The organism is Streptomyces sp. NPDC001443 (assembly GCF_053597355.1).
In genome coordinates, this window is record NZ_JBSFIA010000010.1 from 83,605 (window position 1) to 99,118 (window position 15,514).

At 73.5% G+C, this 15,514-nt stretch carries 16 protein-coding genes; 8 read left to right on the forward strand and 8 right to left on the reverse strand.

The window, feature by feature from the left end; translation table 11 throughout:
• The first annotated feature begins 112 nt into the window (after window positions 1-112).
• Entirely contained in the window at window positions 113-937 is an 825-nt protein-coding gene (locus tag ACWC24_RS13815; RefSeq protein WP_450663009.1) for a TIGR02452 family protein, read from the forward strand.
• Window positions 938-1,012: 75 nt separating this feature from the next.
• Here ACWC24_RS13815 and ACWC24_RS13820 read toward each other — a convergent pair whose 3' ends face one another.
• From ACWC24_RS13820 to ACWC24_RS13840, 5 genes are all read right to left on the reverse strand, one after another.
• Window positions 1,013-1,459, reverse strand: coding sequence for a type II toxin-antitoxin system PemK/MazF family toxin (locus ACWC24_RS13820; RefSeq protein ID WP_162469087.1), 447 nt, complete (start codon window positions 1,457-1,459; stop codon window positions 1,013-1,015).
• 57 nt (window positions 1,460-1,516) lie between these two features.
• A complete protein-coding gene (locus ACWC24_RS13825) occupies window positions 1,517-2,998 on the reverse strand; it encodes an SPFH domain-containing protein (protein ID WP_450663010.1) in 1,482 nt (493 codons plus the stop codon).
• Window positions 2,999-3,131: 133 nt separating this feature from the next.
• Window positions 3,132-3,350, reverse strand: a complete 219-nt coding sequence (locus ACWC24_RS13830) for a hypothetical protein (RefSeq protein WP_450663011.1) — start codon at window positions 3,348-3,350, stop codon at window positions 3,132-3,134.
• Between the two features lie 80 nt (window positions 3,351-3,430).
• A complete protein-coding gene (locus ACWC24_RS13835; RefSeq protein WP_450663012.1) occupies window positions 3,431-4,852 on the reverse strand; it encodes an amidase in 1,422 nt (473 codons plus the stop codon).
• Between the two features lie 342 nt (window positions 4,853-5,194).
• A complete protein-coding gene (locus ACWC24_RS13840) occupies window positions 5,195-5,587 on the reverse strand; it encodes a winged helix-turn-helix transcriptional regulator (protein WP_450663013.1) in 393 nt (130 codons plus the stop codon).
• 122 nt (window positions 5,588-5,709) lie between these two features.
• Here ACWC24_RS13840 and ACWC24_RS13845 point away from each other — a divergent pair, with 122 nt between their 5' ends.
• Together ACWC24_RS13845 and ACWC24_RS13850 are read left to right on the forward strand one after the other, a co-directional pair.
• Window positions 5,710-6,363, forward strand: coding sequence for an FMN-dependent NADH-azoreductase (locus ACWC24_RS13845; RefSeq protein ID WP_450663014.1), 654 nt, complete (start codon window positions 5,710-5,712; stop codon window positions 6,361-6,363).
• Between the two features lie 27 nt (window positions 6,364-6,390).
• On the forward strand, window positions 6,391-6,981 hold the full coding sequence (locus ACWC24_RS13850; protein WP_450663015.1) for a PadR family transcriptional regulator: 591 nt from the start codon (window positions 6,391-6,393) through the stop codon (window positions 6,979-6,981).
• Window positions 6,982-7,074: 93 nt separating this feature from the next.
• On the opposite strand, the gene ACWC24_RS13855 is transcribed toward ACWC24_RS13850, so the two are convergent.
• Window positions 7,075-8,118 (reverse strand): FkbM family methyltransferase, encoded by a 1,044-nt coding sequence (locus ACWC24_RS13855; protein ID WP_450663016.1) that lies wholly within the window; start codon window positions 8,116-8,118, stop codon window positions 7,075-7,077.
• A gap of 152 nt (window positions 8,119-8,270) precedes the next feature.
• Here ACWC24_RS13855 and ACWC24_RS13860 point away from each other — a divergent pair, with 152 nt between their 5' ends.
• Window positions 8,271-9,152 (forward strand): LLM class F420-dependent oxidoreductase, encoded by an 882-nt coding sequence (locus ACWC24_RS13860; protein ID WP_450663017.1) that lies wholly within the window; start codon window positions 8,271-8,273, stop codon window positions 9,150-9,152.
• Window positions 9,153-9,210: 58 nt separating this feature from the next.
• On the opposite strand, the gene ACWC24_RS13865 is transcribed toward ACWC24_RS13860, so the two are convergent.
• Complete coding sequence (locus ACWC24_RS13865; protein WP_450663018.1) at window positions 9,211-9,774, reverse strand: NAD(P)H-dependent oxidoreductase; 564 nt, start codon at window positions 9,772-9,774, stop codon at window positions 9,211-9,213.
• Window positions 9,775-9,889: 115 nt separating this feature from the next.
• On the opposite strand from ACWC24_RS13865, the gene ACWC24_RS13870 reads away from it, so the two are divergent.
• The 3 genes from ACWC24_RS13870 to ACWC24_RS13880 all read left to right on the forward strand — a co-directional run bounded on the left by ACWC24_RS13870 (window position 9,890) and on the right by ACWC24_RS13880 (window position 13,431).
• A complete protein-coding gene (locus ACWC24_RS13870) occupies window positions 9,890-10,537 on the forward strand; it encodes a TetR/AcrR family transcriptional regulator (RefSeq protein ID WP_450663019.1) in 648 nt (215 codons plus the stop codon).
• A 91-nt stretch (window positions 10,538-10,628) separates the two neighbouring features.
• Window positions 10,629-11,663 carry a LacI family DNA-binding transcriptional regulator gene (locus ACWC24_RS13875; protein WP_450663020.1) on the forward strand — a complete coding sequence of 345 codons (1,035 nt, stop codon included), beginning with the start codon at window positions 10,629-10,631 and terminating at the stop codon, window positions 11,661-11,663.
• A gap of 331 nt (window positions 11,664-11,994) precedes the next feature.
• A complete protein-coding gene (locus ACWC24_RS13880) occupies window positions 11,995-13,431 on the forward strand; it encodes an aldehyde dehydrogenase family protein (protein ID WP_450663021.1) in 1,437 nt (478 codons plus the stop codon).
• Window positions 13,432-13,523: 92 nt separating this feature from the next.
• Here ACWC24_RS13880 and trxA read toward each other — a convergent pair whose 3' ends face one another.
• Window positions 13,524-13,910 carry a thioredoxin gene (gene trxA, locus ACWC24_RS13885; protein ID WP_450663022.1) on the reverse strand — a complete coding sequence of 129 codons (387 nt, stop codon included), beginning with the start codon at window positions 13,908-13,910 and terminating at the stop codon, window positions 13,524-13,526.
• 130 nt (window positions 13,911-14,040) lie between these two features.
• Between trxA and ACWC24_RS13890 the strand changes: the two genes are divergently transcribed.
• On the forward strand, window positions 14,041-15,468 hold the full coding sequence (locus ACWC24_RS13890; protein WP_450663023.1) for a dihydrolipoyl dehydrogenase family protein: 1,428 nt from the start codon (window positions 14,041-14,043) through the stop codon (window positions 15,466-15,468).
• Window positions 15,469-15,514: the final 46 nt, after the last annotated feature.

Here is a 15,514-nt window from a genome sequence, read left to right on the forward strand (position 1 = left end):
CTCTGTTGCACCGCAGGACCAGCATCGCTCACGATGCGTTCATGAGCACGACGGGGGAGTCACCACGGGGGATCGCGCAGGCCGCGAGCACGGCGCGCACGGGGGTCGCGCCATGAGCGCGCGCCTGCGCGGCATCGCCCGGGAGACGGAGCGGATCGTCTCGGAGGGGGAGTACCGCGCGTCCGACGGCCGCCAGGTGTCCATCGCCGCGGCGGTGGCGGCCGCGCGCGCCGGTACGCGCATGTTCGGACCGGAACCGGTGGCGGTGCCGGCCGTCCCGCCGGTGGACACCCTCTTCGAGGTCACCGGCGAGGACAGTCTGACGGCCGCCCGGCGGACGGCCGGCCCGGTCGCGGTGCTGGACTTCGCCTCCGCCCGCAACCCGGGCGGCGGCTACCTCAACGGCGCCAAGGCCCAGGAGGAGGACCTGTGCCGGTCCTCCGCGCTGTACACCTGTCTGCTCCGGGCGCCGGAGTTCTACGCGTACCACCGCAGCCGGGTGGATCCCTTCTACACGAACCGGGTCATCCACGCGCCGGCCGTCCCCGTCTTCCGCGACCACCGCGGACGGCTGCTGGACGAGCCGTTCACGGCCGGATTCCTGGCCGCGGCCGCGCCCAACGCCGGTGTGGTGATGCGCGTGTCGCCGTACCACTCGCCCGAAGTGGTGTACGCCCTGTACATGCGGGCCGAACGGGTCCTGGAGACCGCCGCGGCGCACGGTTACCGCGGGCTGGTGCTGGGCGCCTGGGGGTGCGGAGTGTTCCGCAACGACCCGGCCCGGGTGGCGGCCGCCTTCCGGGCCGCGCTCGGTCCCGGCGGGAGATTCGCCGAGACCTTCGAGCACGTGGTGTTCGCCGTGCTGGACCGCACACCGGGAACGGTGGTCAGGGCCGCCTTCGAACAGGCATTCCCTGCGCCGCGGTTCCCGGCCTAGCGCTCCGGGGCCGGCTCGGCTCCAGCCGAAACGCTCGGGACCGGATCAGCTCCAGCCTCAGTGCTCCGGGCCGGATCAGCTCCAGCCGTAACGTTCCCCCAGCCGGTGCCGGACGAGGTTGAAGCGCATCCGGTCCAGCGCGCACGCCTCCCGGCGCATCCCCTCCTCGTGCAGCCGCAGGACCCGGTCGACGTCCACCCACGAGTCGCGCCCCGTGCGGTCCCACGGTCCGCTGCCGATCGGCACCCACTCGCGGTCGCCGTCGTGCCGCTTGCTGGAGAGCTGCACGGCGAGCACCGTGCCCGCGGCCTCGCGGGCGACGACCAGCACCGGACGGTCCTTGCCCCGGCCGTCGTTCTCCTCGAAGGGCACCCAGGTCCACACGATCTCACCGGGGTCCGGATCGCCGTCGTGCGCGGGCGCGTACTCGGTCCGTACCCGGCCGACCTCGCGGGGGTCGGCCTCGGTGGTCGCGGTGGGGCCGTAGCGGCCCGGGACGTTCTCATCGGTAGACGCAGTCACGATCCGTACCGTACGGGACGGGGGCGCACGGCGGACGACCGCCGTGCGCCCCGACGGTCAGCCCTCCTCCACCGGCACCTTCTGCGACGGCGCACCCGCGATCCCGTTGACCGGCGAAGTCCCGTTCGCGGAAGGCCCGTTCTGGTTCATCGAGGCCAGCAACTGACGCGCGAGGCCCAGCCCGGTGCCGCCCATCGTGAGCGCCTTGGCGAACAACTCGGCCATGCCGTCGGCGCCGTTGAGCAGCACCATGTTGTCGACACTGCCGAAGGCGGACGCCCCGGCCCTGACGATCTCCGGCCAGTTCTCGGCCAGTTGCTGGGCGACGACCGCCTCCTGGTTCTCGGCGAGCGCGGCGGCCCGCGCCTTGATGGCCTCCGCCTCGGCCAGACCCTTGGCCTTGACCGCCTCGGCCTCCGCCAGACCCCTGGCCCGCGCCGAGGCGGCCTCGGCCTCGCCGGTGACCCGGGTGGCGGTGGCGGCCGCGGCACCGCGCGCCTCGGTCGCCTGGGCCTCGGCGCCCGCGGCCGTCTTCACCCGGGTCGCCTCGGCCGCGGCCGCGAGTTCCGTCTCCTTCGCCTTGGCCTGGGCCGCCGAGATCCGCGCGTCGCGTTCGGCCTCGGCCAGCGTGCGCTTCTCGTACGCCCTGGCGTCCGCGGGCTTGCGGATGTCGGCCTGGAGCTGCTGCTCGCGGCGGTCGGCCTCCAGTTCCGCGACCCGGGTCTCCTGGACGACGACCTCCTGCCGGGCGGCGGCGTCGGCGAGCGGACCGGCCTGCCGCGCCTTCGCCCCCGCGTGGTCGCGCTCGGCCTGGTAGCCCGCCTGGAGGATCTCGCTGTCCCGGGTGGCCTCCGCCATCCGCGCGTACGACTGCTGCTCGGCCTCGGTGGCGAGCCGGTTCGCCTCCGCCTGCGCGATGCGCGCGTCCCGCTGCACGGCCGCGGCGTGCGGCATCGCCAGGTTCTGGATGTACCCGGTCGGGTCCTCGATCTCGTGGATCTGCAACGAGTCGACGATGAGTCCGAGCTTCTCCATCTCCGTGCCGCAGGCGGCCCGGGTCTGACCGGTGAGCTTCTCCCGGTCCCGGATCATGTCCTCGACCGTCAACCCGCCCACGATGGAACGGAGATGACCGGCGAAGACGTTGTGCACCCGCTCCGACATCAGCTTCTGCTGGTCGAGGAAGCGGCGCGCCGCGTTGGCGATCGACACGAAGTCGTCGCCCACCTTGAAGATGACCACGCCCCGCACCTTGAGCGGAATGCCCTGGTGGGTCACGCAGTCCACGTGCAACTCGGTCTCGTTCAGGTCGAGCGAGAGCTTGCGCACCGCCTGCACGCCGGGCAGCACCAGCGTGCCGCGCCCCGTGACGATGCGGAACCCCATCCCCGCCTCGAGCCCCTCGGTCCGGTGGGTGGAACCGGAGATGATGAGCGCCTCGTTGGGCTCGGCCACCCGCCACATCAACTTGAAGACACCGACCAGCACGAGGACGGCGGCCACCGCCGCCCCCGCCACGACGCCGACGAACATCGGCATTCGCCCCCTTTGAATGGTGCCCTTTCGGCACCGAACGAAGGGAGTGTGCTCCCGCGTGAGCACGGGGAGAAGACGCTGACGGAACCTTGTCGCAACCTTGACACACAGCGCTCTCACCTGCGCCGGTGCGGGCTCAACTGTCGTACGCGGCAGTGACGTAGACCGTGCGCGGCGGCAGGTGCTCCACCACCATGACCACCGTGCCGCGCTCCAGCCGCTCCGTGCCCGAGACGGAGTAGGCCAGGAAGTGCTCGGCCCCGCCGCGCACCCGGACGATCACCTCGCCGACCAGTCCGGGTCCGACCGTCCCGGTGACCCGCCCCATAAGCCCCACCAACGACGCGTCGTCCATGCTCAAAGCCTAAGAGCTCCGGACGAAATCGGTGCCCGGCGGGCGGCACCCGGCACGCAGGCTCTCCGGCCGTAACACCCTTACGCAGCCGGGGAGTCCAGGGCCGCGAGCTCCGGCCATCGCTCGTGCCAGCGCAGGTCGGCCTCCAACTGCGCGGCCAGCGACACCAGCAGCGGCTCGCTGTGGGCCGGACCGAGCAACTGCGCCCCCACCGGCAGGCCGTCGTCGACGAACCCGGCCGGGACGTTGACCCCGGGCCAGCCCAGCACGTTCCAGGGCCAGGCGTAGGGGCAGGCGGCGATGACGGCGCGGTCGGTGGCCAGTCCGCCCAGATCGCGCAGGGCGCCGACCCGCAGCGGCGGAGTGGCGGTCGTCGGCGCCAGCACCACGTCGTACGTCTCGAAGAACGCGCCGATACGACGGTGCAGGACCGTTTCCGCACGTCGGGCCGCCCGCAGCGGTGCCCCGCCGAGCAGCCGGCCGAGCCGTGCGGAGCCGTGGGTGCGAGGGTCGAGCAGTTCGGGGAAGGGCACGGTGGCGACCCGTTCGGCGATCCCGGCGGTCGCGCGCGGCAGGAAGGCCAGTCCGATCCGGCCGTACGGCGGGTCGGCCTCCTCGACCGTGTGCCCGAACGCGGCCAGCCGCTCGGCGAGTTCGACCACCCGGGCGCGTACCTGGGGCTGGAGACGGGCGGACACCGCGGTGAACGGCGGCTCCAGGGACAGGGCGATGCGCAGCCGCCCGGGATCGCGGCCCACCGCCGCCGAGATGTCCAGGCCGGGCGGCCGGTGCGGGTCGAGCGGGTGGTTGCCGGCGGCCGCGTCCAGCAGCAGGGCGGCGTCCCCGACGGTACGGGCCAGGGTGCCGTTGACCGTGATGCCCTGGAAGGACTCGCCGAGCGGCCAGGTCGAGATGCGTCCGCGCTGCGGCTTGATGCCGACCAGGTGGGTCCAGGAGGCCGGGATCCGCACCGAACCGGCGCCGTCCGAGCCGAGCGCCGCGGGCACCAGGCCGGCGGCGACCGCGGCGGCGGAGCCCCCGGACGAACCGCCCGGTGTGTGCCGCGGGTTCCACGGGTTGCGGGTCGCGCCGAAGGCGGGGCCCTCGGTGAAGGGCCACTGTCCCAGTTCGCAGGTGTTGGTCTTGCCGACGATGACGGCTCCGGCCGCGCGCAGCCGTCGTACCGCCTCTCCGTCCTCGGCGACCGGCGGGAACTCGCCCGGGCAGCCGAACGCGGTCGGCTCGCCCGCAACGTCCATGTCGTCCTTGACGGCCACCGGCACCCCGAGCAGCGGGCGGCGCGCGCCCGCGGCCAGTTCCTCGTCCGCCGCCGCGGCCTCGGCGAGCGCGGCTCGGGTACGCACGATCCGGAAGGCGTTGAGGGTGGTCCGGGTGGCCTCGATGCGGGCGAGCGCGTCCTCTACGAGAGCCCGGGAGGTCACCTCCCCGTCGGCCAGCGCACGTGCGGTCGCCGCCAGGCCGGCGGAACGGTCGAGCGTCATTCGGGACTCCTCCGGGACGGCGTGGGGAGTGTGCGCAGGCATCCGGATGGCTGTCGGCGACGGCTGCGTGACTCCTCGGGTCTTCCTTCGGGACTGCGATGTCTACCGCACGGTAACGTCTGGCGGCCCGCCGGTGGAACGTCCCACGCGGGAGCGGACGGGGACCGGTCGGCGACCGCGCGGGCCCGGCCCCCGTACGGCTCGACGGCGGGCGGCCGGCGCCGTCGGGGGTCCGCCGACTCGGGGTCGAGGGGCGATCGGTGCCCCCGAGGACACGAAGAGGGCGCCTTCCCGGTGCGTGACGCGCCGGGAAGGCGCCCTCTTCGTCATGGGCCGGGGCCGTCAGTCGGGCGGCCCGCACGGGCCCTTGTCCGGCAGATGCGCCTCGGCCCACCGGCGCAGTTCCTCCAGGGCGGGCTCCAGCGCCGCCCCGGCCGGGGTGAGCCGATAGGAGACCCGCAGCGGCGGGCCCTCGTCGACCTCGCGCACGACGAGCCCGGCGATGCCGAGCTCCGTCAGCCGGTCCGACAGCATGCGCTCGCTGATGCCCGGGACGGCCCGGCGCAGGTCGGCGAAGTACGTCGGGCCGTTCAGCAGGACGGACACGATCGGCCCCGTCCACCTCTTGCCCAGCAGGTCGAAGACGCGCGTGATGCCGTCGTCCACGCGCGAGCAGGCCGCCGGACTGTGGACCTGGCCGTGGGCCGCCGCGTGCCGTACCCCGTCGATCGCCATGGCCTCAGGATACCCGCCCCCTCGTGCGGGGATGAAAAATAGTAAGCGACTATGTTATTCATAGGTGAGTACGAAAATTCAGCCCGCCTTCCGGGGTGGGCACCACTCCTTTGGAGACGCTCATGGCCACGTTGCTGCACATCGACTCGTCCGTGTTCCCGGGCGGGGCGTCCGCCTCCCGGTCCGTCACGGCCGCCTTCCGCAGGACCTGGGAGGAGCAGCACCCGGAGGGCGAGGTGATCTACCGCGACCTCGCCGCGCACCCCGTCCCGCACATCACCGCCGACGCCCACACGGCCGCCTTCGCCGACCCCGCCACGCACACGCCCGCCCAGGCCGCCGCCTTCGCCGAACGCGTCCGGCTGGTGGAGGAGCTGGAGCAGGCCGACGCGGTGGTGATCGGCGCCCCGATGTACAACCTCGCGATCCCCTCGACCCTCAAGGCGTGGCTGGACAGCGTGATCATGGTCGGCCGCACCGCGATGAACGGGGAGTCGAAGATCAAGGGCACCCCCGTGACCGTGGTCGCCAGCCGCGGCGGCGCCTACGGCCCCGGCACCCCGCGCGAGGGCTTCGACCACGTGCAGAACTATCTGGAGGCCCTGCTGCGCGACATGCTCGCCGTGGACGTCGACTTCATCGTCCCCGAGCTCACCATGGCCCCGCACAACCCGGCGATGGCCGAGCTGGTCCCGCTGTTCGAGGCCTCCCGCGAGCGCGCCCACCAGGACGCGGCCGTGAAGGCCAAGGGGGTGGTGGAGCGCCTCGCGGCCTGACCCGGCCGGGGTGTTACGTTCAGCCGCATGGCTCTGCGCAACGCGGTGATGGCCGCGCTCCTGGAGGGCGAGGCGTCCGGGTACGACCTCGCGAAGGGCTTCGAGGCCTCGGTCGCCAACTTCTGGATGGCCACCCCGCAGCAGATCTACCGGGAGCTGGAACGCATGGCGGGCGACGGGCTCGTCGCCGCGCGGGTCGTGGAGCAGGAGCGCCGGCCCAACAAGCGGCTCTTCTCGCTCACCGACGCCGGGCACGGCGCCGTGCGCGCCTTCCTCGCGGAGGGTTCCGCCAAGCCGCTGGCGATCCGGGACGAACTGCTGGTCAAGGTGCAGTGCGTCGATCTCGGCGACCCGGGCGACGTCGACGCCGTCCGCGCCGAGATCGTACGGCGCACCGAGCGGTCCGCCGCCAAACTCGCCCGTTACGAGCGGGCCCGGGAACGGCTGCTGGCCGGACGGACCGAGGAGGAGTACTGCGGCACGGGTGAGCGCATCGGCCCCTACCTCACCCTTCAGGCGGGCCTGGCGCTGGAGCGCGCCAACCTCCAGTGGGGCGAGCTGGCCCTGCGGCTGCTCGCCCGGCGCACCGCGCGGACCGGCGCGCCGGTGGGCGGCTGACCCCGGCGGGCCCGCCTGCCGGACCGCCCGCCCGGGGCACGCGCCGGACCGTCCGCCGGGGCGCGTGCCCCGGCGGACGGTCGTGCCGCTCGGTCAGCTCTTGCGGGGGGCGGCGTCCGCGCGCATCATCACGCAGTCGAACTCGATCACCCGGCCGGTGTCGGCCTCGCGGGTCACCGGGTACATTCCGGTGATCCCGAAGCCGGCGGCCTCGTAGACGCCGATCGCCTCGGTCATCGGCGGGCTGCCCTCGTACAGCCGCAGCAGCGCGACCTCCGACTGCAGGCCCGCGAACTCCGCCACGCGGTCGCCGCCGCCGGCGAACACCTCCAGGTCGTATCCCTGGGTGTCCATCTTCAGGAACGGGCGGGGCGTGTCGATGCCGTCGAGCGCCTTCGCCATCATCGAGTCCAGGCGCCGGATCTGGATCTCCTCGGTGTCGCTCCTGGCGAACCGGCCGTAGCGGCCCTTGCCGTAGTCGCTGGGCGGGAGCAGCGAGTTCATGGTGTTCCAGCCCGTGTGGATGGTGCTCGTCGTGTCCTCACGGCCGAGGCCGTACGGGTACACCCACCAGTCCGGGTCGTCCGCGGCGGCCTTCTCCAGCGTGGCGAAGTGCTCGGCGGTGGGCTCGAAGGAGACGATGCGGCCGGTGTAGCCGAAGCGGCGCAGCCGCCGGGCGTACTGGCCCCGGTTGGCCCCCACGTCGAACACGCAGTTCACCCCGTACAGCTCCAGCATCCCGGCCACGTGCTGGTGGCAGAGGTACTCGGCCGCCGCGAGCTGCAGCTTGCGTTCGTCGTTCCCGGCCGCCGGGTCCAGCAGCAGGCTCGCTCCGCTGTCGCCGAGGCGGACGGTGGTCGACTGCCCGACGCTCTCCTCCTGCCGGTCGCCCGACCTGCGGCGCCGGACGACCCAGGTGTCCGCGCCCGCACCGGCCACCGTATAGCGGCCGTTGTCTCTGGCCAGCACGTCCGCACCCGGTCCCAGGGGGAGCCGGATCCGCCCTCCGTGCCGGGAGACCACAGCGGTGCCCGGGCCGAGATCGGTCACCTGAAGGCCCAGTCGGGGCATCAGTTTCAGCAGTCTTCGGTAAGCGGTCTGCATCGCCTCACCCTTGCAGACGAGGCGGTCGGCCATCACCCCTATGAATAAGATTTGTCTCTCCGATGAACGGCACCTGGCCGGCTCCGCCCGGTGCCGCCGCCGCACCCGGTGTCGCTTGCCTTCGAGCGTGCTCCAGCGCCTAGCGTCGTCAGGGTCGGCGGAGAACAGGGTGAGCGGAGACGGACATGCATGCGGGTGTGCACATCAACCGGTTCGACCACTCCGGGGGCGGACCCGCGCTGGGTGCCGAGCTCGCCGCGACGGGTGCCGCGGCCGAGGCGGCGGGGGTCGGCTGGCTGTCGGTGATGGACCACTACTTCCAGATGGAGTTCAACGGCGGCGCCGAGGACCCGATGCTGGAGGCCTACACGACGCTCGGCTACCTCGCCGGGCACACCTCCACCGTGCGGCTGAGCGCGCTGGTGACCGGCGTGACCTACCGGCACCCCGGACTGCTCGCCAAGATCGTCACCACGCTCGACGTGCTCTCCGGCGGCCGGGCCACCCTGGGTATCGGCGCGGCCTGGTACGACCGGGAGCACGAGGGGCTCGGGGTGCCGTTCCCGCCGGTCGCGGAGCGGTTCGAGCGGCTGGAGGAGACCCTGCGGATCTGCCTGCGGATGTGGGATCCGCGGGACGACGGCCCGTTCGAGGGCAGGCACTACCGGCTCGCCGAGACCCTGTGCGTGCCGGCGCCGGTCAGTGCGCCGCACCCGGAGATCATGGTCGGCGGCGGTGGCGAGCGGAAGACGTTGCGGCTGGTCGCCCGGTACGCGGACGCCTGCAACCTGATCGCGGAGTCGCCCGAGCAGGTCCGGCACAAGCTCGACGTGCTGCGCGAGCACTGCGAGGCCGAGGGGCGCGACCCGGCGACGATCCGCAGGACGATCGCGTACACCGGGGAACCGGCCACCACGGGCGACCTCGACGCCTTCCTGCGCGACATTCGCGGCTACGCGGGGCTCGGCATCGACACCGTGATCCTCGCGCCGCGGCTGGGCGAGCCCGCCGCCTGGATCGAGAGCTTCGTGGCCCCGGCCGTACGCCGGCTGGCCGAACTCGACTGACGCACGAGAGGGGCCGGGCCCGAAGGCTCCGGCCCCCTCGCGGGAGTGCCGACCGAGGTCAGGCGGCGACGGTCTCGCCGGCGTGGCCGTGCAGACGGGCGATGACGTCGGTCAGCTGGGCGGCGACCTCGGCGTCGTCGGCCGGGTGGGTCTCGGCGAAGCGGACGACGGAGCCCGGGATGGACAGCTTGACGTCCTCGAGCACCTTGGCGCCCGCGATGCTCGCGGCCTTGCGGGTCTCGTCCTGCGCCCACACGCCGCCGAACTGGCCGAAGGCGGTGCCGACCACGGCGACGGGCTTGCCGGTGAGGGCGCCGGTGCCGTACGGACGGGACAGCCAGTCGATGGCGTTCTTCAGGACGGCCGGGATGGTGCCGTTGTACTCGGGCGAGAACAGCAGGAGCGCGTCGGCCTCCTGGGCGGCGGCACGCAGCTTGGCGGCGGCGGCCGGGACGTTGCCCTCGACGTCGATGTCCTCGTTGTAGAACGGGATCTCGGCCAGGCCTTCGTACAGCTCGACCGCGGCGCCCTCGGGAGCCAGCTTGACGGCCGCCTCGGCGAGCTGACGGTTGTGCGAACCGGCGCGGAGGCTACCGACGAGCGCGAGAATACGGACAGACATGCGAACTCCCAGGATGTTGAAACACTGACGAAAAAATCCGGACCGAGGTCCGCTTATGGGTACCACTGTAACCGGACCGGGGTCCACTTCATTCCGGATGCTTTACGCTGAGTTCATGTCCGGATCTCTGCCTCCCCTTCCGAAACCGGAATTTCCGGTCGGAGAGCCTGAGTTGCTCCAGCTCGGCACCGAGCGGGACGAGCCGTGCCTGCGTGCCGACGCCGCGCGCAACCGGGCCCGGCTGCTGGACGCGGCCGCGCGCCTGATCGCGGAGCACGGGGCCGCGGGCGTCACGATGGAGGCGGTGGCCGCGGAGGCCTCCGTCGGCAAGGGGACCGTCTTCCGCCGCTTCGGCGACCGCACCGGTCTGCTCACGGCGCTGCTCGACCACTCCGAGAAGAAGCTTCAGGCCGCGTTCCTCTGTGGACCGCCGCCGCTGGGCCCCGGAGCGCCGCCGGCGGAGCGGCTGCGGGCGTTCGGCTGCGCGCTGCTGCGCCGCTCGGCGGACGAACTGGATCTGCAGCTGGCGGCCGAGCCGACCCCCGAGCGCCGGTTCTCCGTACCGGCCCGCCAGGTGCAGCACGCCCATGTCGCCATGCTGCTGCGGCTGGCCGTGCCGGACGCGGACGCGGAGATGCTCGCCCACGCCCTGATGGCCCAGCTCAGTCCGGCGCTGATCCATCATCTGACCCGGCAGTGCGGGATGTCCCTGGAACGTATCGAGGCGAACTGGGCGGATCTGGTGACACGCGTCACGGAGTGAAACCGTCCGGACACCCGCACGTTGTTGCACAGTGAACGGCCGTCCCCCGCTCGGGCCCCGCGCCCACGCCTCTGCCAAGATGCGGTACGTCATGGTGCAGATACCGAAATCGACCACGCCCGCGCTGCCCGCACCGCGTTCGGTGCCCACGAGTGCCGACGTGGCCAGACTGGCCGGCGTCTCGCGCGCGACCGTCTCCTACGTCCTGAACAACACCAGTGCCGTGCGGATCAGCGAGCCCACCCGCCGCCGCGTCCACCAGGCCGCGAAGGAACTGGGGTACGTCCCGCACGCGGCCGCCCGCAGTCTGCGCGCCGGGCACAGCCGGATGGTGCTCATGCCCGCACCGGCCGTCCAGGCCGGCCCGCTCTACAGCCAGTTCCTCAACGATCTCCAGTGGGCGCTCGGCCGGCTCGACTACACGGTCGTGCAGTACGGCAGTGTCGGGTTGCACGGCGACGAGGCCGCCCGCGCCTGGGCCGAGCTCCGGCCGGTCGCGGTCCTGGTGCCCGGCGTCGAACTCGGCCCGGCCGGCGTGGCGGTGCTCAAGCGCTCCGGCGCCCGGGCCGTGGTCACCCTCGGTTCCGAACCCGTCGAGGGCGCCCACGCCCTGCTCATGGACCACGAGGGGGTCGGCCGGGCCGCCGGTGCGCACCTCTACGCCCGCGGCCGCCGTCGGGTCGGCGTCGTCGTCCCCGAGGAGCCCGGCCTGGAACCGCTCTCCCGGCTCCGCCTCGCCGGGGTGCGCGACGCGCTGGCGGGCACCGGCGCCGTCGTCACCGAACTGCCCCTCGCCTACGAGGAGGAGGCCGCCGCCCGGCTCGCCGCCCGCTGGCGGGAGCTGGGCCTCGACGCCGTGTTCACGTACAACGACGAGTACGGGATGCTGCTGATGCGCGCCCTCCAGGACGACGGTGTGCGCATCCCGGCGGAGACGGCCGTCATCGGCGCCGACGACCTGATGCTCGGCCGGCTGCTGCGGCCCCGGCTGAGCACGGTCCACATCGAGCTGCCGTCCGGCCGTGACCTCGCCGAACTGGTCGACCGCGCCGTGCGCGACCCCGGCGCGGACCCCGGGACGCACCAGGTCCTGGGATCCTCGGTGGTGCACCGCGAGTCGAGCTGAGACGAAGGCGCTCCCCGCGTGGCGGTGCGCGGGGTCGGGCCAACTGGTTGACGCTTGTTCGGGGTTGTGCCCGGCCCGGGCGGCGGGCCGTTCGTCTTCCGCGGCGTTTTCCCCACGGCGTTCTCCCCGCGGCGCGACTAAGATGTTGCGTGCTCAACAAGATGGGTATGCGTTCGACCACCGGACGCGGCTCGCCGGGCTGCGCCGGATCACCGCGCCCCGCCGCACGGCCGCCGCACCGGCCGTGTCCCGCCACGCGGCCGCCGGTACCGGCCGCGTACCGCACGGGACTCCCGCCCCGAGTCCCGCCGGTCATGAACGGAGAGCCGCCATGCCGTTGCTCGACCCCAGCACCTGGCAGACCCGGACCCTGACGGGACCCGAGTACGCCGTCACCGAGCCCTCCACCGGCGACCCGCTCGGCACGGTCGCCCTGGCCACCGCCGAGGACGTCCGCACCGCCGCGGCCGACGCCCGCGCCGCCCAACGGGAGTGGGCGCGCGTGCCGCACTTCGTGCGCGCCGGGGTGCTGCGCAAGGCGGGCGACCTGTTCACGGCGCACGCGGACGAGCTGCGGGAGTGGCTCGTCCGTGAGTCGGGGTCGATCCCCGGCAAGGCCGACTTCGAGCTGCACGTCGCGGCGCAGGAGTGCTACGAGGCCGCCGCGCTGGCCTCCCGTCCGGCCGGACAGGTGCTGCCCAGCGAGGCGCCCCGGCTGTCGTACACGCGGCGCGTCCCGGTCGGCGTGGTGGGCGTGATCGCCCCGTTCAACGCCCCGCTGATCCTCTCCATCCGCTCGGTCGCCCCGGCCCTGGCGCTCGGCAACGCGGTCGTCCTGAAGCCCGACCCGCGCACCGCGGTCTGCGGCGGCCTCGCCCTTGCCGCGGTCCTCGCGGCGGCGGGCCTGCCCGAGGACCTGCTGGCGGTGCTGCCCGGCGGGCCCGAGGCCGGGCAGGCGCTGGTCGCCGATCCGCAGGTGCCGGTCATCTCCTTCACCGGCTCCACCGCGGCCGGCCGCGCCGTCGGCGAGGCGGCCGGCCGGCATCTGAAGCGGGCCCACCTGGAACTCGGCGGCAACTCCGCCCTGGTCGTGCTGGAGGACGCCGACCTGGACGCGGTGATCTCCACCGCGGCCTGGGGCTCGTTCTTCCACCAGGGCCAGATCTGCATGACGACCGGCCGCCACCTCGTCCACCACTCCCTGTACGCGCAGTACGTCGAGCGGCTCGCCGCCAAGGCCGACGCCCTCGCGGTCGGCGACCCGCACCGCGCCCAGGTCCACCTCGGCCCGCTCATCGACGGCACCCAACTCGCCAAGGTGCACGCACTGGTGGAGTCGAGCACCGCCGGGGGCGCCAAGCTCGCCGCGGGCGGAACGTACGAGGACCTCTTCTACCGGCCGACCGTCCTCGCGGACGTCGACGACCACACCCCCGCCTACGCGCAGGAGGTCTTCGGCCCGGTCGCGCCCGTACGGTCCTTCGCCACCGCGGACGAGGCGGCCGCGCTGGCCGCCGCGAGCCCGTACGGCCTCTCCCTTGGCATCGTCACCCGCGACGCCGCCCGCGGCCTCGACCTCGCCGAGCGCGTCCCGACCGGCATCGTCCACATCAACGACCAGACGGTGAACGACGAGGCCGTGGCGCCCTTCGGCGGCATCGCCGCGTCCGGCACCGGCGCCCGCTTCGGCGGCGAGGCCAACCTGGAGGCCTTCACCGACGTGCGCTGGACGACGGTCCGCGGCGACGTGGCGCCGTACCCGTTCTAGGGGCACTTCCGGCCGCCTCCGGCCCCGGGATCGTCGGCCCCGGGGCCGTCACGGCGCGCGGCGCGGCCGGGGGATCAGTGTCCGGACCCGGACTACTCGCCCTCGGTGTCGGCCCCCGCCTGCTGCTCGGCGATGCTCTTGCGCACCTCGTCCATGTCCAGCTTCCGGGCCTGCCCGATGAGGTCCGCGAGCGCGGGCTCCGGCAGCGCGCCCGGCTGGGCGAAGACGGCGACCTGGTCGCGGACGATCATCAGCGTCGGAATGGACTGGATGCCGAAGGCCGCGGCCAGCTCGGGCTGCGCCTCCGTGTCGATCTTGCCGAAGACCAGGTCCGGGTTGGCCTCGGCCGCCTTCTCGTACACCGGTGCGAACTGACGGCACGGCCCGCACCAGGCAGCCCAGAAGTCGATGAGAACGAACTCGTTCTCCGTGACCGTCCGGTCGAAGTTCTCCTTGGTGAGCTCCACGGTGCTGCTCATGCTCGTATCCCTCTCTCCGGTGTGGGGCCAGGCCGTCCGCACAACACGGCCGCACGGGAGGGTATTCCACCGCCGCCCGGCACACCCGTCCATGTGGCCGCCACGCACCCCACCCAGCAGACTGTGTGCCATGACGGAAACGGAATCCATCGCGTACGACGTCGTGGTGCTCGGGGCCGGGCCCGTGGGGGAGAACGTCGCCGACCGCACCCGCGCGGCCGGCCTGTCCACCGCGGTCGTGGAGAGCGAACTGGTCGGCGGCGAGTGCTCCTATTGGGCCTGCATGCCCAGCAAGGCCCTGCTGCGCCCGGTCATCGCCCGCGCCGACGCCCGCCGCGTGCCCGGTCTGCGCCAGGCGGTGCAGGGCCCCCTCGACGCGGCCGCGGTCCTCGCCCACCGCGACTACTTCACCTCCGACTGGAAGGACGACGGCCAGGTCGGGTGGCTGGAGGGGACCGGCGCCGTCCTGTACCGCGGACACGGCCGCCTGGCCGGACCCCGTACGGTCACCGTGACCGGCCCGGACGGCGAGCGGCACGTGCTCACCGCCCGGCACGCCGTCGCCGTGTGCACCGGCACCCGCGCCCTGCTGCCCGGCCTGCCGGACCTCGCCGAGGTCCGGCCCTGGACCAGCCGCGAGGCCACCAGCGCGCACGCGGTCCCGGGACGGCTCGTGGTGGTGGGCGGCGGCGTCGTCGCCACCGAGATGGCCACCGCCTGGCAGGCCCTCGGCTCCCAGGTGACCCTCCTCGTCCGCGGCGCGGGCCTGCTCGCCCGTATGGAGCCGTTCGCGGGCGAGCTGGTCGCCGCCGCGCTCACCGAGGCGGGCGCCGACGTCCGCACCGGCACCGCCGTCAAGTCGGTGACCCGCGAGAACGGCACGGTCGTGGTCGTCACCGACAGCGGCGACCGCATCGAGGCCGACGAGATCCTCTTCGCCACCGGCCGCGCCCCGCGCACCGACGACATCGGCCTCGACACCATCGGCCTGGAGCCGGGCTCCTGGCTGCCGGTCGACGACACCCTCCGGGTCACCGGGAACGACTGGCTGTACGCCGTCGGTGACGCCAACCACCGCGCCCTGCTCACCCACCAGGGCAAGTACCAGGCCCGCATCGCGGGTGCCGCGATCGCCGCCCGCGCCGCCGGCACCCCCCTGGACACGAGCGCCTGGGGCGCACACTCCGCCACGGCCGACCACGGCGCCGTCCCCCAGGTCGTCTTCACCGACCCGGAGGCCGCGGCGGTCGGCCTGTCCCTGGCGGAGGCCGAGGCAACCGGCCGACGTGTGCGCGCGGTCGACGTGGACATCTCCTCGGCGGCGGGCGCGGGCCTGTACGGCGACGGCTACCGGGGCCGCGCCCGCATGGTCGTCGACCTCGACCGCGAGACCCTCCTCGGCGTCACCCTCGTCGGCCCCGGCGTCGGCGAGCTGATCCACTCGGCGACGATCGCCGTCGCCGCGGAGGTGCCGGTCGCCAGGCTCTGGCACGCGGTCCCGTCGTACCCGACGATCAGCGAGGTGTGGCTGCGCCTGCTGGAGGCCTACCGCGGCTGACCCGGCGCGTTCCGGGGCCCGCCCGGGCCCCGGAACCCGCACCCGG